The organism is Microcoleus sp. CAWBG27 (assembly GCF_020883145.1).
Taxonomy (GTDB): domain Bacteria; phylum Cyanobacteriota; class Cyanobacteriia; order Cyanobacteriales; family Microcoleaceae; genus Microcoleus.
In genome coordinates, this window is the sequence record NZ_JAHREU010000005.1 from 15,008 (window position 1) to 35,706 (window position 20,699).

The window sequence follows — 20,699 nt, forward strand, 5'->3', positions numbered from 1 at the left end:
TTGATTGGACATATGGGTAGGGACACAGCAATGCTGTGTCCTAATTTGTGTGCTAACCAATCAGTTATTCTTGGACAGCCACACAGGTAGAAAGCATTTTCGCCACTCCAACAATCGGCAATTGATTGAGCATTTCCGCCGCAAAAGCATCAATTAGCAAATAGCGACTTCTTTCTAAATCTAAGCCGCGGCTTTGCAAGTAGAAAAGTTCATCATCTTCCAACTGGCTGACAGTTGCACCGTGGGAACATTTAACGTTATCCGCCACAATTTCTAACTGCGGTTTGGTATCTACCCGCGCCCTCGGCGACAGCAACAAATTCCGGCTCAATTGTCCGGCATCTGTCAATTGTGCGGCTTTACGAACAAAAACTTTACCGTTAAATACTGCACGAGCTTTGTTACCGACAATGCACTTGTGCAATTGCCGGCTTGTGCCGTGGGGGTGATTGAAATCAATTAAACTGTGAGTGTCCGCTAACTGTTCGCCAAAGGCTACAGTTAAGCCATTTAAAGTTGTTTCGGTGCCTTCGCCGCGCTGAAATACTTCTAAATTGTGCCGCGATATTTTGCCGCCCAAGCTGATAGCATGACAAGTATAGCGACTATTGCGGGATTGCTCGATCGCACTTTTGCCCACATGAACCACATCCAAACCTTCGCGCTGAAGCCGAACATGGTTCACTGTGGCGTTTTCAGCGACAACAACATCCGTGACAGCATTCGTCAAAGCCGAGACATTACCAACAGTTGTGTAATCCTCAACAACAGTGACTTTGCTGCCAGCCTCAGCTACAATTAAGCAGTGCGGCTGACACATCGCCGGAGATGCACCTGGTGCAGTCACGAACAGCAAATGAATCGGAAGGTCGATCGACATATTAGCAGGTACAAACACCACCGCAGCATCCACCAAACCCGCAGTATTCAAGGCTGTAAACACTTCAGTTTGCTGTTTGTGCTTGCTCAAAACATCGGTGATGCGCGATCGATATTTTTCCGGTACGTTAGATAGATTACCTGCATAAAAGTCGATCTGTAAATTCGGAACAACCCCAGAATCAACCGTTGACAAATCCGGCGCATAAAAACCGTTAACAAATACCAATCTCAACGGTAAATCATCCCGATTCTTCACAGGCATAATAACATCAGCCAGCTTAACCGTTGACTGATTGCTCTGCGGTACATGAAAAGGAACTTGCAAAACCGGCGACAAATCAGTAAAGCGCCATTCCTCATCCCTCACCGTCGGAAAACTTGCAGCCAGCACATATTCAGTCGCCGCATCCCGCAAATCCTGCAACCCGTAAGCCGAACTTTCGCTATTAGCAACCTCCAACTTACCGCACTGATTCACCAAATCAGCCAAAAACATTTCCCTAGTAGCAACCTGCGTATTTATCATCGCGCGCCAACTCCTGCTGCTTCCTCTTCCACAACCCAGTCATAACCGCGCTCTTCCAATTCCAGCGCCAACTCTTTCGGGCCAGTTAAGATAATTCTGCCCGCTTCCATGACATGAATAAAATCAGGAATAATGTAATTCAACAACCGTTGATAGTGAGTAATCACCAACATCGAATTTTCAGCAGTTGACAACTGATTCACACCACCAGCGACAATTTTGAGAGCATCGATATCCAAACCAGAATCAGTCTCATCCAAAATAGCTAACTTCGGTTCCAACAGCGCCATTTGCAAAATCTCGTTGCGCTTTTTCTCGCCGCCGGAAAAACCTTCATTTACGCTGCGGCTCAAGAAAGTCGGATTCATCTTGACAACATCCAGCTTATCCTCGATTAAATCTTGGAAATCAAAAGCATCCAACTCTTCCAAACCGCGATGTTTGCGATGAGCATTGTAAGCCACGCGCAAGAAATCGACATTACTAACGCCCGGAATTTCCAAAGGATATTGGAAAGCCAGGAAAATTCCTGCTAAGGAACGTTCTTCCGGCGCTAACTCCAGCAGATTCTGTCCCAGGAAAGTAACTTCTCCACCCGTCACCGTATAAGCAGGATGCCCTGCTAATATTTTGGATAAAGTGCTTTTACCCGAACCGTTGGGGCCCATAATCGCGTGGATTTCACCCGATTTAATTTCCAGATTCAAACCTTTTAGGATTTGGGTATCTTCCACATTCGCAGTTAAATCGCGGATAGATAAAACCACTTGACTATTTTCAACAATCATCTATTTTTTTCCTTGGCCTCAATGGGGTTTACACTTTTTTTTGTCGTTTCTAGGCTGTGCCGATTGCTGACAGTTTAGGGTAAAATCTATAGTCTCTCTTGTTTGTATCGAAGTTTCGATTCCCCCTAGCCCCCCTTCTTAAGGGGGGGACAAGAGTGTTCTCTTGCGTCAACCCCTACTCCCCTTATTAAGGAAGGGGGGACACAAGAAGTGTTCTCAAAGTCCCCCTTCTTAAGGGGGATTTAGGGGGATCTAGACTCGAATAAAAGCGAAATTATTTAGTGTTTCCCATCTGAACTTGTCACCAATAGACTCAGCCTGGAAGGGTTTATCGCCCACAGAAATTATCCGACACTTCCTTCCAACTTCAAGCTCAATAGTTTATCAGCTTCCGCAGCAAATTCCATCGGTAACTGATTGAAAACATCTTTGCAGAAACCGCTAATCATCATTGAAATCGCATTTTCTGCGGAAATTCCCCGCTGGGCAAAGAAGAACAATTGCTCCTCCCCTATCTTGGAAGTCGAAGCTTCGTGTTCCACTTTAGCAGTATGGTTCTGCACTTGAATATATGGGAAGGTATTCGCTTGAGCGTTATCGCCAATCAGCATCGAGTCACACTGAGAATAGTTCCGAGCGCCCTTAGCATTCGGCCCCATTTTCACTAAGCCGCGATAGCTGTTAGCAGAATTACCCGCCGAAATTCCCTTAGAAATAATCGTGCTGCGAGTGTTTTTGCCGACGTGGATCATTTTCGTTCCAGTATCGGCTTGCTGTTTGTTGTTTGTCAGGGCTACTGAGTAGAATTCGCCTACGGAGTTGTCGCCGACTAACACACAACTGGGATATTTCCAAGTAATTGCGGAACCTGTTTCTACTTGCGTCCAAGAAATCTTGGAATTTACTCCTTGACACAAGCCGCGCTTTGTTACAAAGTTGTAAATTCCGCCTTTGCCGTTGGCGTCGCCAGCGTACCAATTTTGCACTGTTGAGTATTTGATGTCGGCATTGTCCATTGTTACCAATTCCACGACGGCGGCGTGCAGTTGGTTGGTGTCAAACATCGGTGCGGTGCAGCCTTCCAAGTAAGAAACAGAGCTGTTTTCTTCTGCGACAATTAGGGTGCGCTCGAACTGGCCGGAATCTCCGTTGTTGATGCGGAAATAGGTGGACAATTCCATCGGGCATTTGACGCCTTTGGGAATGTACACGAAGGAACCGTCGCTGAATACGGCGGAGTTGAGGGCTGCGAAAAAGTTGTCGCCGACTGGGACGACGCTACCGAGATATTTTTCTATTAATTCGGGATAATCTTTGACTGCTTCTGATATGGAACAGAAGATAACACCGTCTTTGGCTAGTTTTTCTCTAAATGTTGTGGCGATGGAAACGCTGTCGAAAACGGCGTCAACGGCGACATTTCCGAGGCGCTTTTGTTCGGATAGGGGAATGCCCAGTTTCTCGAAGGTTTCCAGCAGTGTCGGGTCAACTTCGTCCAAACTGTTGAGCTTTTTGGGCTTTTGTTTTGGCGCGGAATAGTAGATAATTTGTTGGTAGTCGATCGCCGGATAGTTGACATGAGGCCACGTCGGCTCGGTCATTGTCAGCCACTTGCGGTATGCCTTGAGGCGGAATTCCAGCATGAATTCCGGTTCGTTTTTCTTCGATGAAATCAGTCGCACTACATCTTCACTCAAGCCGCGGGGGATGGTGTCTGACTCGATGTCGGTGACGAAACCGTATTTGTAGGGCTGGTTGACTAGGGTTGTGACTGTAGAGCTCATGATTTTGCGTGTTCAGTGTTCTAGATAGTGCTCTCAAAGATGGCAGACGGGTCAATCGCTGTCTGGGCTTGAGCGAGTTCTGCTGGACTGCTCGGTTGAGTTAAACAACTGGTTTGTTGCTTTACTATATTTTAAGCTACATTAACAATAGTGATATTGTCAAAGTCTCAGAAATATTTTTTTGTGAAGATGATGCAGACTCAGCAGACTTCCACTAAACAAGACATCTTGCAGTTTTTGCTCAAGGGGGATAAAGCGACGGCTCTGGAGTTGGCGGAGTCTTTGGATATCAGCCCGCAGGCGATTCGCCGTCATTTGAAGGATTTGGAGGCGGAGGGGCTGATTCAGTATCAGTCGGTTCAGGCTGGGATGGGGCGGCCGCAACACATCTATGAGCTTACCAGTTTGGGGCGCGATCGCTTCCCTAATCGTTATGGCGATTTTGCCGTTTCTTTTTTGGATACTTTGGCTGAGACTGTTGGCCGCGAGCAGGTGATTTCTATCCTGCAAAAGCAGTGGGAACGGAAGGCGATGGAGTACCGCAGGTTGGTGGGTTCTGGTTCGCTTCAAGAGCGGGTGAGCGGGTTGGTGGAGCTGCGGAGGGCTGAGGGTTATATGGCGGAGTTTTATCCTGTGGACGATCGCGATTCTGATTTTAGTGCTCAGGGCGATCGATTTGTGTTTATGGAACACAATTGTGCTATTTCTAATGTGGCTGAAACTTTTCCGAGTGTCTGTGGTAATGAGTTGGAGATGTTTGCGGCTGTGTTGCCTGATTGTTCTGTGGAGCGCACTCATTGGATTATTGATGGGGAGCACCGTTGCGGTTATTTGATTGTTGCAAAGAAGGAAGTTCGGCAGCGGATTTTGTAGCGGATGTAGCGGATGTCGGTTCGGCAGCGGATTTTGTAGCGGATGTTACGGATTGCCAATAACAAATAACAAATAACCAATAACCAATAACCAATAACAAGTAACAAATAACTAATAACTAATAACTATGGAATCTGATTTTTTAAAGCCGGAAGAGTGTGCGGAAGTTGATATGGCGCTGTTGTCGTCGAAGGAGAAGTTTTCGGCGCGGTTGGCTATTTATGCTTTGAGGGTTTTGAAGCAAATTGCTGGGGAGACGGGTTTGGCGGTGGCCGAGGTGAGCAACCAGCAGGTGATGGATTGGGTGAGGAATGATGAGAGTATTCAGCAGTCAATTCAAGTTGATGCGAGTTTTGAAAACTTTTTTACGAATTTGGTGGTGGCGTCTTTGCGGCCTTTGAGGCAAATTGCGGCAGAATCTGAAGGGGCGATCGAGCAATTAACTGTTAAGCAGGTTGTGGCGTGGTTTGAGAAGGATGCGAAGATTCGCAGAGAGTAGGGTGTGGAGGCTGGGTTTTGGGATTTGCGATAGGGCTGACGCGCTCTGACCACAGAAACCGGGTTTTTACCGAATCTGTGGGCTGCAACCTTTGTATTTTCGTGAAAAACCCGGTTTCTAGACCCACGTGAGTTCAATGGGAAAAAATATTTTAAAAAGGGGTTGACAAACTTAGGGGAGTTTGGTAATGTAATGAAGTCGAGCGAAAGAGATGCAACGCATCAAATTTAACGCAGACACAGGATTCAAAGTTTTCAAAGCTTTCCTGGTGCTTATGATGTAATGGAACCACTCCGATCCATCCCGAACTCGGTTGTTAAACGTTGCTATGGCGAAGATACTCGGCGGGTCACTGCCCGGTAAAATAGCTCGGTGCCAGGTTAATAATAAATTAAAGCTCTTTTCCCGCAACAACGGAAAAGAGCTTTAGTTTTTGGGGGAAGTTGTTAGTCGTTTAGTTTAGGGCTCGGCGGTTGAAACCGCGCAGCAGCACACACACGAAGCTCGGCGGTTGAAACCGCTTCTACACAAACGAAGTCCGCCTCCGCGGACTGAAGAATAAGAGGTAAAATTTATGAAGATTAGTTATGATTCCGAAATTGATGCTCTCTACATTAGACTTGTTGAAGGTAAGCATCAGTGCCGCACTTTACAGTTAACTGACGAAATTGCTTTAAATATTGGGGAAAATGAGTTATTGGTAGGGATAGAAGTTTTAGATGCTACACAGGTTTTAGGTAGTGGAAATGTACCTAATGTAGTGCTAGAAAATATAGCTTTTACCGTAGCTTAAATAGGTAAAGCAATCGCTACCTATGCAAATCTAAGTAAGGATGAGTGGAAAAATGATCCGTACTTTTGATGCAAAATTTTATACAGATTTACTTGTTCGGTATCAACCAAAACCGATCGCAAATGAAGCAGAAAATGATGCCGCGATCGCTCTTGCTTGCGAACTGGAACACGGCCCGATGCGATCGCAGGAGGAAGAGCTATTTCTGGAGCTTTTGATAACGCTGATTGAAAAATTTGAAGCTGAAAATTATCCAATCCCCGCAGGTAATGCTGCTTCAATGTTGCAACATTTAATGGATGCGAGAGATTTGGACAAATCCGATCTGATTCCTGTTTTGGGAACGGAAACTGAGGTTGATAAAGTTTTTGTTAGTGGAAGGGCGATCGAAATAGATGAAGCCAGGAAATTAGCGGATTTTTTCCAAGTGGATATTAGTTTTTTGCTTTAAGTGCGATCGGCTACTTGTTGAGTAGGAATTGCTGATATTCGCTCTCCGGCTGATTAGTCATTAGTTTTAAGCGATCGACTTCCTCGAACCTTTTTGCCCAAGCTTTAGCAATATCGTCTGGGAGTTTGGGTTCAGCTATTCTATTTTGGTGCTTGTGCATCACAAAGTCGATGAAGTCGTTGACTTCGGGCAAAAATGATTCTGGAAGTTGCTGCAATAAGGGCGATCGCAATATCACGAATATTCATAATAATTGCCTCTTTCTGTCGTTTTAAATTTAATACAATCATAACAAAAAAATGTGAGAGAGAAGTTATGGTTAGGGTAAAACCATTGAAATTTTACATAAATGACTGTACGCAATCATACTGCCTCAATGTCATAACTTAGCGTACCAAAGAGAGATTTCACAAAATTTAAAGCCTCTGTGTTATCCATTAATAGTTTTCGTACAGCCCCCTCATAATCTTCACGTTTTTGGAATTTAAGCTCCTTTGCAATGTTAGTTAAAGCCCCTGTTTCACGAACGGGGTATTGTGAAATGAGTTTTGTTAAATTACCACTATCAAGTGCATTCTCTAGCCGTTCCAACTCTTGTGTTACAAACTCATTCACATCGATAGAAACATTTACGGTTATACCATTTCTAATGTCTTCTTTCTTAGGCGTGTTGCGAAAATACTCCTCACGAATTGCTTTTTCAGCAGTCTTATTACTCAGAGATTGAATAGCTTCCTTGATTTTTTTCAGGGCACCAGTTTTAGCATTATCAAGGTATGTGGGAGCATCGCCTCCAATAAGATTTGCTTGGCGTTGTGCAATAAGGCATTGAATATGTGGATGGTAATATATCGACTCAACTGAGAAGACCGGAAGGGCATATATGCCCTTCTCCTTAAGCCGATTAATGTCAGTTTCTGGTCGCCGATCATTATCAACAATGCCAAAAGCATGAACCCAGTGAAGGTTAGCAGAGTCTCGGATGCTAGAAACGGTATGTTCGACATCTCGACAGCTTGATTTGGCAATAATGGATACGTTGGGAAATACTAGACTGTAAAGTGGCTTATCAAGACTTCTTTCAGTGCCTTCGATAAATAGCATCTTTCTACGCGCACCAAGGATATCTTTCTTGATGTCATCATCAATCTCAGTTTCGGGAGGAACAATATCTGCGTCCCAACCACTTACAGAAGATCCCGCGTAGGTGCAGCCCCGAATAAGCAATGTACGTGCGCTCGGATTGTCTAGGGGCAGCATCGTATCATGTGTAGATACGATGAATGCACAATCAGCTCGCTTAGAGAACAAAAGTGTCAAAAGTGGTGAAATAATGGATCGATGAAGGTGGCGCTCCGGCTCATCAATTAGCACTAAAGTACCACTTTTAACGGTCAACACATTGGCTGCAATTAGCAAAGCATTACGTTCGCCGTCCGAAAGCTCTGCAACGCTGTAATAACTACCTCTACATTTGCTTGCAACTACCTGATCGTTCTCACCGACAGATATCTCAATAGGAATATTTGAAAGACGTAGAAGTTCGTTGATCATTTTTATAGGAGCATCTTCCTTGGCAAGAGTTTTTGCATACTCAATATTCTGGCTATCGACGGCACTAGCAATTGAGCGAGCACGTACATTCTCAGCGTCAATGAGGTCATAAATCGCAATACTTGCACGTTGGCTAGGAAAATTGTCTTTCCAGCGTGAATCTAGATTAGTATCCCCACTTCGGATATGGTTTTCAAAATCTTTCTTTTGCTGAGACGATAAATCCATTGTGTTGGAAGAAAACCAAGTTTGGCGATGCGCCGATATCCGTCGCACATGATTATAATGAAGCATATATAAATGTTGCATCAGACTGGACTTGCCACTGCCGTTAGCACCCATAATAAAAAGGTTTTCTCCCATATTGATGCTGAGATTGAGTAGTTCACCTGTAGATCGAGGAATATTAAAAGCGAAGGACATCATTGTATTACCATTTAGACGGTTGTCATTTTAGATAATTATACTATAACAAGCTCGTCAAGCAGAGTTAATCCTTTAAATCTTCGAGAGGTTCATCAAAATCATCAGACATCCAGATTTTATCTTTCCAAATTCCAAGTCCGCCTCGCTTTGTCGGCTTTTCTTGACTTAAGTTTTTAGCCTGCTTTTCGATCAAAAATTCAATATAATGAAGCACTTCTGTCTGAAGAGACTCAGAGAGTTCTGCTAATTTTTCTAAAATGACTGGCTATATCATTGTTTTTACTCGCGATCGCCCCATCCACTCCATTAAACCACCAAAACCCAATGCCAGCAACAGAATAGCCCGTTATCTAGCCCAAAATCGCACATACCATCACTATCTTGCAACTTGCCGAAAATCACCCGATCGACTATCGTTCCTAATAGCAGGACTAACAAAGAAAACATGACAGCAATATTACCACCTTGGATAGTTTTAGACTCCCTATTGCACAACTGGCTGCTAGAAGATATCGGTAGGGGCGATCGCACAACATCGGCCTTATTCCCCGCAAACAGCATCCAGGGTACGGCTAAATGGATTGTCAAAGAAGCTGGAGTCATTGCCGGATTGCCGATCGCACATCGCACATTTAAACTTTTAGACAGCAGCCTCAGTTTCATCCCCCAAGTACCGGAAGGGAAACTGTGCGAAAAAGGAGAAGTAATTGCCGAGATTTCCGGCAATTTCGATGCGCTGCTAACCGGAGAAAGAGTAGCATTAAACTTGGCAATGCGTTTGAGCGGCATCGCTACTTTAACTCAGAAATATGTTGACAAAATTGCCGATTTGCCGGTGCAATTGGTGGATACGCGCAAGACAACACCAGGATTGAGATTGTTGGAAAAATACGCGACTCAAATCGGCGGTGCTTGCAATCACCGGATGGGATTGGATGACGCGGTGATGATTAAAGATAATCACATTGCGGCGGCTGGGGGAATTGCCGAGGCGATCGCCCTTATTCGCAATTCTATCCCCTATCCGCTGACGATCGAAGTTGAAACGGAAACTCTGGCTGAAGTGGAGACAGCTTTGCAGCATAAGGCGGATATTATTATGTTAGACAATATGTCTTGTGATTTAATGCGGCAGGCTGTGGCAATAATTCGCACAAAGAGCGATCGGGTGAAAATTGAAGCTTCCGGGAATGTGACTTTGGAAACTATTCGGAGTGTCGCGGAAACCGGAGTTGATTATATTTCAACCAGTGCTCCAATTACGCGATCGACTTGGCTCGATTTGAGCATGAAAATCAGTTGACAGTTGGCAGTTGTCAGTTGACAGTTGGTAGTTGACAGTTGGCAGTTGTCAGTTGGAGCATCTCAGTTTTGTATGTATAGTGCGAGCGTCCCCGCTCGCGTATTGTACAATACGCGAGCGGGGACGCTCGCACTATAATAAGACAAATGCTTTTTATAAAAATGAGATACTCCGGTTTACAACTATCAACTGACTACTGACTACTGTCAACAGTCAATTATTATACATCTCCCCTAATTATTGTGGAACAGGCATCCTGCCTGTTCAAGATTGGCATTTTGGGAGGGGTCTATTGGTTAGTTATTACCAATAACAAATAACCAATAACAAATAACCAATAACCAATGACTACTTCGAGATAAAATGCACCCAAAAATTCCCGTCAGCCATACAAACGCTGCGGATTAAGCGATAGGAATAGTGCAAGTAAGAACCGCTGACAGTTGTGTCATAACCCGTGGGGAACCATTCGCCATAGGGATCGTGCACGAAGAATCCGTCGCTGTCGTAGCCTGTGGCAACTATAATGTGACCGAAGGATGTGAAGTATCCGTGGATGACAGCGGGATTTCCGCTGGCGAGCCAATCTTGAACGTCATCAATCGTTGCATTCTCGGTAAAGTAATCTTGAGCGCCGTAATCTCTAACAATTTTGGCTAAATCTCTCGGTTCCCAGCGACTGTAACCTTTGTCGATCGCATATTGGTAGAGTTCATCTTCATATTGTCCGGTTTTTTGGCGCCGGGGAACTCTCAAAAAGTCCAAACACATCGCGATGGAAGTAACATTGCAAGAACCTGTAGGATTGTACAAGTTATCCATTTGCGATCGATAAGGAATGCCCAGTCTGACAGTCGGCGGATTCGGTTTGGGATAAAGCAAAACGCCGTCTAGAGTAACTTGAGCGTGTAAACCGTAAACATACCAAATCCCTGAACCTTTGAAAGACTCGTTGCGGAGAGCTACTCTAATGTGACCGCGAATCGGAGCAAAAGCTAGAAGTTCAAACTGTTTTCCCGCTGGGATTACTTGTTTTTCCGCTTCCTGAAGTTGAGAAGACGCCAGAGGTTTTGATTTAAAAATGGTGTCTTTGAGGATTTTCAAGATCGGGCGAGGTGTCGGAATGTCCGCCGGTTTGGCTTCGATCAGCTTTTGGGCTGTGATTGCTCCCAAAAAACCCGGTTCCCCGCACTTCATTAGGGTTTGAAATCGGTGGAGGGCTGCGGTAGAAAGAGGGCCAAAGATGCCGTCTACTGGAGGTTTCAGTAAACCTAGGTCAATGAGGCGACTTTGAATTTGACGGCTGAGTTCGTTGTCAGCAGCGATCGCCCTAGAATCATACCTAATTTTTGACTTGAGAAAGTTTTGTAATTTCATGATTCCCTGCGCGCTTCAATGATTCCAAGTTTATCCTCTCAGAAATTTACGGCAATTTTACCGATCGCCCGCACCTTAAAAACTTTGTATTCATGATTCGATACAAATCTTTAAGGCGACAGCCGATCGAACTTGATATCGTGTCCGGTCGATCGATCGCAATAAGATTGCTTCGTAGTACGGACTTTAGTCCGCAACTTAAGAGCGGACTAAAGTCCGTACTACGAACCTTTTTTTGTGACGATCGTAGATCGGACCTGATATGACGGAGTATTCTCTAATCTAAGATGACGATAATTTAACTTTTTTGTGCCGTTGCAACTGTCCCTAGCTTAGCCATGAAACGATCGCGCTGTTTAGCAAAAAGTCGATTTTATGCTTCGTTGGGGCGAATTACCACCACACCCATCGCATCGGGAGACAGGTATTTGACGGCGGCTTCCCGGATATCCTCCGCAGTTTGAGCTTGGATGCAGGCTGCGTAGTTGAGGGCGGGAGCGATATCTCCTACCATCGACTGATAGTAACCGTACAAACTTGCTCGATCGCTCGGAGTTTCGTTACCGAAGATAAACCGATTTGCTACTTGGGTGCGGATGCGGGAAATTTCGGCATCTGTCACGAGTTCGGTTTGTAGGGTGCGGATGTGTCCGACGATGGCTGCTTCCACTTCTTCTATATGTTCTGTCGCTAGTTGAGCAGAAATCGAGAATACACCGCCGAGTCGCTGAGTCATGTTGCTGACAGAAATTGACGAGACTAGCCCTCTGTCTTCGCGCAAATCCTTAACCAAGCGAGTTGTGCGCCCGTGGCCCAATACTGTCGCCAAAACGTCGAGGGCATAGGTTTCAGACATTTCCACGAAACCGGGCACCCGCCACATGACAATCAGTCGGGCTTGCTGAAGTGCTGAGTCTACAAATTCGCGGCGGACTGTTTCGGTAAATGGCGATTCTTGGCCGTAGTTGAGAATTTCCGATTCTGGGCTAAAGCTGCTGACAGCGGGCAGATTGATGGTGCTGTTTTGTGCTGTGCTTTTGGCGGCAAAACTTTCTGCGACAATTTCAATTAGTCGATCGACCGGCAAATTGCCTACAGCGACGGCTGTCATCGCCCCTGGCTGGTATCTGGTGCTGTGGAAATCCCGCATTTGTTGGGCGGTAAGATTTTCGATAACGGAAGTCGGGCCGAGTACGGGTCGTTTGTAGGGTAGGACTTCAAAGGCTAATTGCATCGATCGCTGATAGGTGCGGCGGCGCGGATTGTCTTCCGATCGTCTAATTTCTTCCAATACTACCAGCCGTTCGCGATCGAAAGCGTCGTCGGGAATGCTGGCGTTGAGCAAGACATCGACTTGGAGGGGAGCTAGTTCGGCAAAATCTTTAGGAGCTGTCGTGATGTAATAGTTCGTGTAATCTTGGCTGGTGGCTGCATTGGTGACAGCGCCGCGTTGTTCGATCGCCCGCTCAAATTCTCCGCTAGGAATACTCGGAGTTCCCTTAAAAATCATATGTTCTAAAAAGTGCGCCATGCCGTTGATTTCGTCGGATTCGACGGCTGAGCCTAAATTCATCCACACGCTGAGGTTAACGGCATCGACCGGCAAATGTTCCGCTATAACTGTGAGGCCGTTGGGAAAATGGCGCACTGTTGGGGCGTTGAGGGGCGATTTGGAGGAGGCTTTGAGTAGGGTTGATGTCATGCGCTTTTAAAATTATCTTCTTCTCTATATCTTAAAGGGTATTGAAGGAAGTCATCAGTGATAAGCAGGCGATCGACTGTTGGCTGGTGGGCCGTGGGGAGCGGTGAGGGGGCGATCGGGTAACACCAGATACATAATATTCTCTGTAGGCATGATATGATAGACTGCGTCGCAACTTGTTTACCAATTGCTCAAGAGTGTAATTGATAAACTTGGAGTCTTTTGTAAGTCAGGGCGATCGGATTTAGCGGCGTTGATATTTATGTGGGTTGTCAAGTCAAACGAGCAAAAAAAAATCATGAGCCAAAATTATCGCAAATTCAATCACCCTAAATTGGGTTTTCTCTTAGGTCTTGCTATTGCTTTAGTAGTACCAACTCTAGCTGCTTCTTCACCTGCTGCACCTCCCAAACCTACTACTCGTACAACCGAGGGATTTCGATGCCAACTAATGTACGGATTTTCAGCCAAAAACTATAATGACTTAATTACTATTGGCAAGCGCACTGAGGAACCTACAAGCCGTTTTTACATTTCCTCTTCAAATCCCAGATCTATTACCTGTAAAATCATTAATAACCCAGGTGAAATCAAATTAGCTTACGGTTTACCTGACAACTCTAATTTGATTCGTGTATCTGTCAAAATTTATGTGGATGGTGAACTCAGAAACACTTTAGATTTTGGTCGTGGTGAGGCTATACGTGAGTCAATAGATATTACGGGTGCGTCGGGGTATACCATCGATTATAAAGTTATTTCAGCCAATGGTGCAGATTATATCTATAATTTGCCTAAATCCTGAGTTTTTTTAGGTGGCAGTAAAAGATAAAAAATTAAAATTGGCTGAGCAGCTTAATATTTAAATATTAAGCTGCTCAGCCAATTTTAGAGATAGAATTATACTAGATTAGTACAATCAACAAAAATAATTTTTACAACTGTAAAAATTAAAGTTATGTATGAAGTTATCCTTTAATTCCTGCTTTCATATTTAAGTTTCGGAGTTCCCAATGCAATTTGAGTTTCTGATTCCAAGACGCCCTGTATCTTTGCAAACTAGGCAGAGAAGAAAGCTACAGGATTGGCAAACATTTGTACGTGCAGAAGCATCAAAAACTTGGGTAGGAACTCCTTATTCTGGAAACGTTCATTTAACTTTAGTTTATCTCTATGATACAGACCCTGTTGACACAGACAATATAATAAAACCCATACAGGACGCATTAATTGGGTTAGTTTATGAGGATGATTCACTTGTCACAGATGTGGAGTCCCATCGTCGATCGCTTAGTGACACATTTAAGATTGCTCTATGTCCATTATTGTTGCTGGATGGCATCAGATCTGGCAGTGAGTGCGTCTACGTTAGAATAAGTGAATCAAAAGCATTGGAGAGTTACTTATGACTGCTAAATTGATACAGAACACATCAGTGTCTAAAATTGCTGAAAAATATCGACAAGAAGGCTATAGAGTATTTGTTGAGCCTGAACCGGAAGACATCCCTTTCAATTTAGGCACATATCGCCCAAATTTAATTGCCAAAAAGAACGAAGCCGAAGGTTATATAATCGAATTCAATGCTTCTGGCAGACAAAAATCCATAGACAGGTTGAAAGAAATTGCTGAAATAGTCTCTGAAAAAACAGGCTGGCGTTTCTTGTTAATTACTGAAGAAGATGCTTTACTGAAAGACGAAGCCAAGGAAGTAAATCTCTTATCTTGGGAACAAATTTTTAGTAGAATAACACAGAGTGAACGCCTAATCTCATTGGGAGAAAATGAAGGGGCTTTTTTGTCACTTTGGGGAATATTTGAAGCACTCCTGCGTAGACGGGCCCAGGAGGCTATTATTCCAATTGAAAGATTTCCCACTGTATCTCTGATTAAACATATGTATTCGCAAGGAGAACTTTCAATCGAACAGTACGATCGCGCTATGCTACTTTTAAACGTGAGAAATCGATTTATTCATGGATTTGAAGCGCCAGAAGTCAATGAGTCTGTATCTGAATTGCTCGCCCTTGTCCATGAATTAATCAGTTTATGGGTACCACACGGATTTTAGATGGTAATGAAACAGCAAAAATCGCTGAACAGCTTAATATTTTCACAGCCTGCTTGGCAGCGATTTGCCCGATCGACATCTGGGAAAATCGGCTTAATTTTGACTCTAGCGCTGATTGTTGTGGCAGTGTTAGCCCCCCTAATTTACCCTTACAATGCTGCGGTCGATCGCGATTATTTATCCCGCTTAGTGGCTCCTAGCGTCAAACATTGGTTCGGAACCGACAGTTTGGGGCGAGATTTGCTAGTGCGGGTGTGGCACGGATTGGGGATATCTTTGCTCGTCAGTCTGGTTTCTGTGGGTGGGGGATTATTTGTGGGAACTCTGTTGGGACTCTTGGCTGGGTATTTTCGCGGATGGGCTGAAGTGGCGATCGGGATTTTGGCAGATATTTTGCTAGCTTTTCCTTCGATCTTACTGGCGATCGCCATTGTTACCGTCACCGGGCCCAGCTTGCAAAGCGTAATTATCGCTGTCAGCATCGTGCAAATACCGATTTACATCCGCCTCACTCGCAGCATGGTGCTGTCACTGCGAGAACAAGAATTTGTCTTAGCTGTCAAAGCCTTGGGCGCCAGCGACTTGCGGATTATTTTTCGCCACATTTTGCCGGGAAGTCTCGCCCCGCTTGTTGTACAAGCAACTCTTTCCACAGGTACAGCGACGCTAGAAGCTGCTGGTTTGGGTTTTCTAGGTTTGGGCGCGCAGCCGCCAGCCCCAGAGTTGGGAACGATGCTTTCCGATGCTTTCAAAGGCGGATACGCTCTTTCGTCTCCTTGGACTATTTTGTTTCCCGGTTTGCTGATCACCTTAACAGTTCTGGGTTTCAACCTTTTAGGCGACGGGCTGCGAGACGTTTTAGACCCTAGAGGGAATTAGATGGGGAGAGGAAAGAGGGGGAGAGGGGGGAGAGGGGAAAGAGGGGGAGAGGGGGAGAGCTGACAGGTGTAGGTTTTCCCCTGGCAAAACCCAGCAAATCCAGACAGTGCAACGGTTTTGGAAAGTGGCTTACTGGAAGCATCAAACTCTTATGGGATAAGGCTTTTACTAAAAAACCTGCACCTGTCAGGAGGGGGAGAGGGGGAGCATTTATACTTGTGTCTTCAAAATCAAAAATCTAAAATCTAAATATAGATTGGCTTGACTGATGTCACAATGTACGCGAAACTTTACATACAACTGATGTATTGCTTCTACCTATTAATAACTTCTGTTAAGTTGTGACTCAAAACCTATCAATTAGTCAAAATTGATATAGCGGTTTTTTTAGTCCGCCAACTCTCAAGAAGCGACTTCAGGAGGCATCGTCCCACGCGAAGCTGGTGTCAGTGTCTGATTTCACTATTCCTATTCAGTCAGCCCGGATTATGGAAACACTAGAATTTGTCATTTATCCAGATGGCCGCGTACAGGAAACAGTCACCGGCATTGTCGGTGCTTCCTGCGCTGAGGTAACGGCAGCAATTGAAGCCCAGCTCGGTGTGGTGCTTCATCAAGAGTCAACATCTGAATATTTCGCGCAAGTGCTGCATCAGTCAGCCGAAGCGACGGCCCAAGTGGCTTTTAGCGATTGGTAATCTTTTTTGTTCAGTTCACTTAAATTTTTTTGGAACCACCATGTCACACTTTAGCCAAATTAAGACCCAGATCCGCAATTTGAATTCTTTGGAATCTGCTTTAACTGACTTGGGTATCGACTGGAAGTCCGGCCCGACTGAGGTGCGCGGCTATCGCGGCCTCACCAGCACTGCTGAGGTGGTGATTGAGCAAGAAAACGGCTATGACTTAGGTTTTAGCTGGAACGGGACTGAGTATGAATTGGTGGCTGACTTGCAGTTTTGGCAGCAAGCTTGGTCTGTCGATCGTTTTCTGAATAAGGTGACTCAGCGCTATGCTTACCATACTGTGGTGAATGAAAGCGCTAAGCAAGGTTTCCAAGTTTCTGAGCAAAAGCAAAATCAAGACGGTTCGATCCGCCTGGTGGTTCAGCGCTGGTGCGCTTAAGAGTTGTTGGAGATTTTTACAATTTTGTTTCATCTAAAGTCCGCCCAGGCGGACTTATTTATTATTGTGAGGGATCTAAATGTCTGAGCTTTCTGGACTCGGAATAGATACAGCAGGCGATCGCACTGGTTTAGAGCCTGAGTTGGGCGGATTTTTGCGAGATTCACCCGATCGCACTGGTTTAGAACCGGAGTTGGGCGGCGTCTTGCGCCAAAAAGGCGTCTATGTTGATGAGATTACCTGCATCGGCTGCAAGCACTGCGCCCATGTTGCTCGCAATACTTTCTACATTGAGCCGGATTACGGGCGATCGCGGGTAGTCCGACAAGACGGAGATTCCGAAGAGTTGATTGCTGAGGCGATCGACACTTGTCCGGTAAATTGCATTCACTGGGTTGACTACACTGAGCTCAAAAACCTCGAAGAAGAGCGCAAGGATCAGGTGATTCCTGTAGTTGGTTTTCCCGTGGATATGGCTACAGTTCAGGCGGGTGTTCGCCAGCGCCAAAAGGCTAAGGGCGATCGTCAGTTCAAAAACAGTCATTAAAATCCACCATCAAAATCCACAGCTTGAAACCTGTGGCGACAAAAACAAAGCCCGCCTGCGCGGGCTATTTTTATACAAAATATAACTTGCTCCGACTCTTAGTCCGCGGAGGCGGACTTCGTTTATGTAGCCGCGGTTTCAACCGCCGAGTCAACCGCCGAGTAACTTATTTCAAAGGATGGTGATCTGCGAGAATTTTCTCAACTCTAGCCTCATCAATTCTCGCAGTCAATCTAGTTGCCTCATTGTTATCCCGAATCGTTTTTGCTAAAGTAAAAGACGAACCAACCGAAAAAGTTAACCCCATACCCACGAAACTTTTTACCCAGATATCTACGGGCAGATAAATGACACCTATAGCCGTAGTGGAAATGGCTAGAATAAAGGAAACCCAGCACTGTAAAATCCAAGCATTAGTATCTCTTTGACGTACAATTTGTTGCTGCATAATGCCTCTATCTAAAGTATATCTTTTGGTTAATTAACTTCAAGAATAGAGAGTATAAATGAAGCGATCGGGAGAGATAGGGACAGTTTGGATAAGTGCACAGGGCGATCGGGCTTTAAACTAAAAATTAGAACGCTGTAGATAGGTTTTCATGCTCCTTGAATCGGGAAGGGAGTAGACAGTTTAAAAACTGGACTAATCGAAATTGATTTTGAGATGATTTACTCACTGGTTTTAGGGAGGATTCTCAAAAGTTCCTTTTGGTTTTTGCAGGGCTTTACCAAACCAGACTGGTACACCTTAGCAATAAAAGGTGCTTGATTCCCCCGAATAAATCGTTTCATATTTTCTAAGGCATTTACAAAAGCTTGTGCGACTACAACTCCAGAAACATCGCCACCCACAAATGCAAACAGCCGTACATTACCTTGAGCCACAGCCAATAACTCCAAAGGACGACTAGCAATTTTCTTGTCCTTTGTAAGTACAACCCAATTGCTTTCTCCAACTATCCTCAGCCAATCCTCATCCTTGACATCTTGCTTAAAATGATCGTCATGAATTTCTACTGTCGCCCCCGCATTTCGTAATGAATCTGCCAGTTTTGTTCCTAAACATCGATCGATGAAAAATATCTCATTCATGCTACTAGCGGAAGTTCGCAGCGAATACCTTCCTCAATCTGAAGCCGATCGCAATTGTAGTCTTCGGCAAGTTCATCGATGGAATCCCCAGCTTTGTAACGTTCTGCCAGCATAGCTGTGGGAATGCCAGTTCCAGCCAAAACAGGACGGCCAAAGGAGATTCTGGGGTCAATCATCACTGTTTTAGGTTCGTCGGAACCTGGTAGCTTCGTGAAAGGGAAGAGTTTGATAGGTAATCCAGCTTCATCTCGTACAATGCGATCGAAATAAGTGTCTAGAATCTGCCTCGCTTCCTGCTCCCTGTCCGATGTTGCAAGCTTCTGTCCACATCTCTCAAACAAAAGAGCAATTCCCTCGACTTGAAACTCAATTCGAGCGTATAAGTGAGGAGTATAAAAATTACGGTTGACACATTTGAGAGTGGTGCTAAGTTGCTTGCGGGAGAAGCCTGTAGCCTTAACAATAGCAATCAACACATGAGCCTCTACCAAATTGGTGAAAGAAAGTAGTCTAGTTTTGGACTGGGGCAGCAGTTCAAGATTATTGTGTTGAGGTAACTCAATCAACGGCTCAAAGAAGTGCTTGTCCGTTTTTGTTTGCGAGTACCAGCCAACAACCCAATGTCGCAACATATCTCTCCGCAGCCTGAGATATTGTGCTGCTTGAGGGATAGAATATATCGGAATATCCCGCAGTTCAAAGTTGTTAGTATCAGCCATAGCAGTTGTCCTAATCCTAAATACTTATATTTTTGCACAGTTCGCGGGCGATCGCAAAAATCTCTGCTATTCAAGACCCAAATACCCGACTTCTTCAAGAAATCGGGTATCTAAGGCTAGCTACTTAGCTGCTAACAGCGCTGCGGACTACTTATTTTTCTGCTGAGTCTTAGCTTGTTCGATCGCAATTTCCCTCACAGCTTGGAAAGAACTCAAATTCGACGAACCCTCAATCGCCTTCACCGCCAAATCTTGAACCTGTTTCAAAGCAGAATCAAGCTGTTTCGACAAACTCGCAATCCGCGATTCCTGATTTTGAATTGTCTGCAACATCCCTTGAATTTGAAGTTCATAATTTTGCTTTTGTCCCTCGATATCCTTAGCAGACAAATCAGCCTTAATCTTAGCTTGATAATTGCCAATATTGCGACCATTATCTTTCCCATTCTTGATATTAGCTTCCAGTTCCTTCGGGAAAGCTTCCACCTTAGCTTTAACTTCCGCAGACAATTTTTCCCGTTCCGAAATGGATTTTTCCCGTTCCGCCCACTGTTTCTCCTGTTCCTGACGAAACTCTTCAATTTCTTGATACAGCCTTTTCTGAAGCTGTTCGTATTCTTCGATATCCAAATCTCGCTGAAGATTCAGATCGTAATCATACAACTCTTCATCGCGATCGCGAGTTTTTTCCTGATTCTCATTGCGTTCTATAACCGCCAACTTTTGCAATTCCTGCTCTTTTTCCCAAGCCAGACGCTGTTCCAGCAATTCCTGTTCAACAGTATCGCGCTGTTCGGTGAGTTCGTTAGTAAAAGTTTTCGCACTTTCTTCGTACTGCTGAATTAAATTATCCAGTGTATCTTCAGCAACATCTTCTAAACCGTGTAACTCTTGCAGTTGTTGAATTTCCTCGCCCACTGTGCACCGCAATTCTTCCAGTTTAGCAGCTTCTGAAGTTAGTTTTTCCGACAACTCGCTGACAGCGCCACCAAAGCCAAATTGCAGCAAGATTAAATTATCAATTGTGGACTGCATTTTTTGTTGAGTTTGAGTTAAAGCCATTGGTTTTTGTGCCTCCACAATAGGTTTTTCTGGTGCTGGTGCTGCTGCTGATTGCTTTGGAGAAGCATTTAGCTGTTTGATTTGCAATTCTAACGCAGCTTTTTCTTGCGCGGCTTCCTTGTACGCTTCTAAGATTTCAGCCTTAGTGCTTTTGTCCGTAAGTTTTTTGTTCATGGCTTTTCATTTGTTAATATTTGGAAATTTGTTTCGTAGTAAGGACTTCAGTCCTATTAGGTTCGTAGTAAG

At 44.7% G+C, this 20,699-nt stretch carries 25 protein-coding genes and 1 rRNA gene; 13 read left to right on the forward strand and 13 right to left on the reverse strand.

All coding sequences use genetic code 11. The features are described 5' to 3' along the window. Positions 1–64: 64 nt before the first annotated feature. From sufD to sufB, 3 genes are all read right to left on the reverse strand, one after another. Entirely contained in the window at positions 65–1,408 is a 1,344-nt protein-coding gene (sufD, locus tag QZ938_RS04535) for a Fe-S cluster assembly protein SufD (protein ID WP_293348635.1), read from the reverse strand. Continuing rightward, entirely contained in the window at positions 1,405–2,196 is a 792-nt protein-coding gene (sufC, locus tag QZ938_RS04540) for a Fe-S cluster assembly ATPase SufC (protein WP_293348632.1), read from the reverse strand. The genes sufD and sufC overlap by 4 nt, the downstream gene beginning before the upstream one ends. A gap of 344 nt (positions 2,197–2,540) precedes the next feature. Then, complete coding sequence (gene sufB, locus QZ938_RS04545; RefSeq protein ID WP_293348629.1) at positions 2,541–3,980, reverse strand: Fe-S cluster assembly protein SufB; 1,440 nt, start codon at positions 3,978–3,980, stop codon at positions 2,541–2,543. Between the two features lie 189 nt (positions 3,981–4,169). Between sufB and sufR the strand changes: the two genes are divergently transcribed. The 5 genes from sufR (at position 4,170) to QZ938_RS04570 (ending at position 6,596) form a co-directional block, all read left to right on the forward strand. Next, positions 4,170–4,853 carry an iron-sulfur cluster biosynthesis transcriptional regulator SufR gene (gene sufR / locus QZ938_RS04550; RefSeq protein WP_293149054.1) on the forward strand — a complete coding sequence of 228 codons (684 nt, stop codon included), beginning with the start codon at positions 4,170–4,172 and terminating at the stop codon, positions 4,851–4,853. A 127-nt stretch (positions 4,854–4,980) separates the two neighbouring features. After that, entirely contained in the window at positions 4,981–5,352 is a 372-nt protein-coding gene (locus tag QZ938_RS04555) for a hypothetical protein (protein WP_293348625.1), read from the forward strand. Positions 5,353–5,616: 264 nt separating this feature from the next. Continuing rightward, a 5S ribosomal RNA gene (gene rrf / locus QZ938_RS04560) occupies positions 5,617–5,733 on the forward strand. A gap of 193 nt (positions 5,734–5,926) precedes the next feature. Further along, complete coding sequence (locus QZ938_RS04565) at positions 5,927–6,145, forward strand: DUF2283 domain-containing protein (RefSeq protein WP_106332875.1); 219 nt, start codon at positions 5,927–5,929, stop codon at positions 6,143–6,145. Positions 6,146–6,185: 40 nt separating this feature from the next. After that, positions 6,186–6,596 (forward strand): transcriptional regulator, encoded by a 411-nt coding sequence (locus QZ938_RS04570; RefSeq protein WP_293363130.1) that lies wholly within the window; start codon positions 6,186–6,188, stop codon positions 6,594–6,596. A gap of 10 nt (positions 6,597–6,606) precedes the next feature. Here QZ938_RS04570 and QZ938_RS04575 read toward each other — a convergent pair whose 3' ends face one another. The 4 genes from QZ938_RS04575 to QZ938_RS04590 all read right to left on the reverse strand — a co-directional run bounded on the left by QZ938_RS04575 (position 6,607) and on the right by QZ938_RS04590 (position 9,023). Further along, on the reverse strand, positions 6,607–6,834 hold the full coding sequence (locus tag QZ938_RS04575) for a hypothetical protein (protein ID WP_293348620.1): 228 nt from the start codon (positions 6,832–6,834) through the stop codon (positions 6,607–6,609). Positions 6,835–6,959: 125 nt separating this feature from the next. Beyond that, complete coding sequence (locus tag QZ938_RS04580; protein ID WP_293365372.1) at positions 6,960–8,576, reverse strand: AAA family ATPase; 1,617 nt, start codon at positions 8,574–8,576, stop codon at positions 6,960–6,962. Positions 8,577–8,640: 64 nt separating this feature from the next. After that, positions 8,641–8,835, reverse strand: coding sequence for a DUF2281 domain-containing protein (locus QZ938_RS04585; protein WP_293348668.1), 195 nt, complete (start codon positions 8,833–8,835; stop codon positions 8,641–8,643). 47 nt (positions 8,836–8,882) lie between these two features. Further along, a complete protein-coding gene (locus tag QZ938_RS04590) occupies positions 8,883–9,023 on the reverse strand; it encodes a hypothetical protein (RefSeq protein ID WP_293348617.1) in 141 nt (46 codons plus the stop codon). Between QZ938_RS04590 and nadC the strand changes: the two genes are divergently transcribed. Then, entirely contained in the window at positions 9,022–9,879 is an 858-nt protein-coding gene (gene nadC, locus QZ938_RS04595) for a carboxylating nicotinate-nucleotide diphosphorylase (RefSeq protein ID WP_293348614.1), read from the forward strand. The genes QZ938_RS04590 and nadC overlap by 2 nt on opposite strands. Before the next feature lie 348 nt (positions 9,880–10,227). On the opposite strand, the gene QZ938_RS04600 is transcribed toward nadC, so the two are convergent. Both QZ938_RS04600 and QZ938_RS04605 read right to left on the reverse strand, forming a co-directional pair. Further along, complete coding sequence (locus QZ938_RS04600) at positions 10,228–11,256, reverse strand: C39 family peptidase (RefSeq protein ID WP_293149038.1); 1,029 nt, start codon at positions 11,254–11,256, stop codon at positions 10,228–10,230. Between the two features lie 373 nt (positions 11,257–11,629). Continuing rightward, positions 11,630–12,958, reverse strand: a complete 1,329-nt coding sequence (locus QZ938_RS04605; protein ID WP_293348612.1) for a pitrilysin family protein — start codon at positions 12,956–12,958, stop codon at positions 11,630–11,632. Positions 12,959–13,256: 298 nt separating this feature from the next. On the opposite strand from QZ938_RS04605, the gene QZ938_RS04610 reads away from it, so the two are divergent. The 7 genes from QZ938_RS04610 (at position 13,257) to QZ938_RS04640 (ending at position 17,580) form a co-directional block, all read left to right on the forward strand. Continuing rightward, positions 13,257–13,763: a hypothetical protein gene (locus tag QZ938_RS04610; RefSeq protein WP_293149034.1), complete on the forward strand. Its 507-nt coding sequence runs from the start codon at positions 13,257–13,259 to the stop codon at positions 13,761–13,763. 208 nt (positions 13,764–13,971) lie between these two features. Further along, positions 13,972–14,367 carry a RusA family crossover junction endodeoxyribonuclease gene (locus QZ938_RS04615; RefSeq protein ID WP_293149032.1) on the forward strand — a complete coding sequence of 132 codons (396 nt, stop codon included), beginning with the start codon at positions 13,972–13,974 and terminating at the stop codon, positions 14,365–14,367. Then, entirely contained in the window at positions 14,364–15,029 is a 666-nt protein-coding gene (locus tag QZ938_RS04620) for a hypothetical protein (RefSeq protein WP_293149030.1), read from the forward strand. Before QZ938_RS04615 ends, QZ938_RS04620 begins: the two co-directional genes overlap by 4 nt. Positions 15,030–15,035: 6 nt before the next feature. Continuing rightward, positions 15,036–15,908, forward strand: coding sequence for an ABC transporter permease (locus tag QZ938_RS04625; protein ID WP_293149028.1), 873 nt, complete (start codon positions 15,036–15,038; stop codon positions 15,906–15,908). 488 nt (positions 15,909–16,396) lie between these two features. Beyond that, on the forward strand, positions 16,397–16,606 hold the full coding sequence (locus QZ938_RS04630) for a DUF2997 domain-containing protein (RefSeq protein ID WP_194071124.1): 210 nt from the start codon (positions 16,397–16,399) through the stop codon (positions 16,604–16,606). 40 nt (positions 16,607–16,646) lie between these two features. Then, positions 16,647–17,033 (forward strand): DUF1257 domain-containing protein, encoded by a 387-nt coding sequence (locus QZ938_RS04635; RefSeq protein ID WP_293149026.1) that lies wholly within the window; start codon positions 16,647–16,649, stop codon positions 17,031–17,033. A 79-nt stretch (positions 17,034–17,112) separates the two neighbouring features. Beyond that, positions 17,113–17,580 carry a ferredoxin gene (locus tag QZ938_RS04640; RefSeq protein ID WP_293149024.1) on the forward strand — a complete coding sequence of 156 codons (468 nt, stop codon included), beginning with the start codon at positions 17,113–17,115 and terminating at the stop codon, positions 17,578–17,580. A 166-nt stretch (positions 17,581–17,746) separates the two neighbouring features. Here the strand turns inward: QZ938_RS04640 and QZ938_RS04645 are convergent, their stop codons facing one another. The 4 genes from QZ938_RS04645 to QZ938_RS04660 all read right to left on the reverse strand — a co-directional run bounded on the left by QZ938_RS04645 (position 17,747) and on the right by QZ938_RS04660 (position 20,627). Then, entirely contained in the window at positions 17,747–18,028 is a 282-nt protein-coding gene (locus QZ938_RS04645; RefSeq protein WP_293149023.1) for a YiaA/YiaB family inner membrane protein, read from the reverse strand. Between the two features lie 221 nt (positions 18,029–18,249). Further along, the gene (locus QZ938_RS04650; RefSeq protein ID WP_293333049.1) at positions 18,250–18,672 is read right to left on the reverse strand and encodes a hypothetical protein; all 423 of its coding nucleotides are present in this window, start codon (positions 18,670–18,672) and stop codon (positions 18,250–18,252) included. Further along, positions 18,669–19,391: a DUF433 domain-containing protein gene (locus QZ938_RS04655; protein ID WP_293333046.1), complete on the reverse strand. Its 723-nt coding sequence runs from the start codon at positions 19,389–19,391 to the stop codon at positions 18,669–18,671. Before QZ938_RS04655 ends, QZ938_RS04650 begins: the two co-directional genes overlap by 4 nt. Positions 19,392–19,538: 147 nt before the next feature. Next, complete coding sequence (locus QZ938_RS04660; RefSeq protein WP_293348610.1) at positions 19,539–20,627, reverse strand: hypothetical protein; 1,089 nt, start codon at positions 20,625–20,627, stop codon at positions 19,539–19,541. Positions 20,628–20,699: the final 72 nt, after the last annotated feature.

Coding starts and splice junctions, on each gene's coding strand:
- QZ938_RS04600 (WP_293149038.1), bottom strand. CDS start 11,256: ATGAAATTACAAAACTTTCTCAAGTCAAAAATTAGGTATGATTCTAGG.
- QZ938_RS04580 (WP_293365372.1), bottom strand. CDS start 8,576: ATGATGTCCTTCGCTTTTAATATTCCTCGATCTACAGGTGAACTACTC.
- QZ938_RS04590 (WP_293348617.1), bottom strand. CDS start 9,023: ATGTTTTCTTTGTTAGTCCTGCTATTAGGAACGATAGTCGATCGGGTG.
- QZ938_RS04610 (WP_293149034.1), top strand. CDS start 13,257: ATGAGCCAAAATTATCGCAAATTCAATCACCCTAAATTGGGTTTTCTC.
- QZ938_RS04630 (WP_194071124.1), top strand. CDS start 16,397: ATGGAAACACTAGAATTTGTCATTTATCCAGATGGCCGCGTACAGGAA.
- QZ938_RS04605 (WP_293348612.1), bottom strand. CDS start 12,958: ATGACATCAACCCTACTCAAAGCCTCCTCCAAATCGCCCCTCAACGCC.
- QZ938_RS04645 (WP_293149023.1), bottom strand. CDS start 18,028: ATGCAGCAACAAATTGTACGTCAAAGAGATACTAATGCTTGGATTTTA.
- sufD (WP_293348635.1), bottom strand. CDS start 1,408: ATGATAAATACGCAGGTTGCTACTAGGGAAATGTTTTTGGCTGATTTG.
- QZ938_RS04655 (WP_293333046.1), bottom strand. CDS start 19,391: ATGGCTGATACTAACAACTTTGAACTGCGGGATATTCCGATATATTCT.
- sufB (WP_293348629.1), bottom strand. CDS start 3,980: ATGAGCTCTACAGTCACAACCCTAGTCAACCAGCCCTACAAATACGGT.
- QZ938_RS04620 (WP_293149030.1), top strand. CDS start 14,364: ATGACTGCTAAATTGATACAGAACACATCAGTGTCTAAAATTGCTGAA.
- QZ938_RS04650 (WP_293333049.1), bottom strand. CDS start 18,672: ATGAATGAGATATTTTTCATCGATCGATGTTTAGGAACAAAACTGGCA.
- QZ938_RS04625 (WP_293149028.1), top strand. CDS start 15,036: ATGAAACAGCAAAAATCGCTGAACAGCTTAATATTTTCACAGCCTGCT.
- QZ938_RS04555 (WP_293348625.1), top strand. CDS start 4,981: ATGGAATCTGATTTTTTAAAGCCGGAAGAGTGTGCGGAAGTTGATATG.
- sufR (WP_293149054.1), top strand. CDS start 4,170: ATGATGCAGACTCAGCAGACTTCCACTAAACAAGACATCTTGCAGTTT.
- QZ938_RS04640 (WP_293149024.1), top strand. CDS start 17,113: ATGTCTGAGCTTTCTGGACTCGGAATAGATACAGCAGGCGATCGCACT.
- QZ938_RS04660 (WP_293348610.1), bottom strand. CDS start 20,627: ATGAACAAAAAACTTACGGACAAAAGCACTAAGGCTGAAATCTTAGAA.
- QZ938_RS04565 (WP_106332875.1), top strand. CDS start 5,927: ATGAAGATTAGTTATGATTCCGAAATTGATGCTCTCTACATTAGACTT.
- QZ938_RS04570 (WP_293363130.1), top strand. CDS start 6,186: ATGAGTGGAAAAATGATCCGTACTTTTGATGCAAAATTTTATACAGAT.
- QZ938_RS04615 (WP_293149032.1), top strand. CDS start 13,972: ATGCAATTTGAGTTTCTGATTCCAAGACGCCCTGTATCTTTGCAAACT.
- sufC (WP_293348632.1), bottom strand. CDS start 2,196: ATGATTGTTGAAAATAGTCAAGTGGTTTTATCTATCCGCGATTTAACT.
- QZ938_RS04635 (WP_293149026.1), top strand. CDS start 16,647: ATGTCACACTTTAGCCAAATTAAGACCCAGATCCGCAATTTGAATTCT.
- nadC (WP_293348614.1), top strand. CDS start 9,022: ATGACAGCAATATTACCACCTTGGATAGTTTTAGACTCCCTATTGCAC.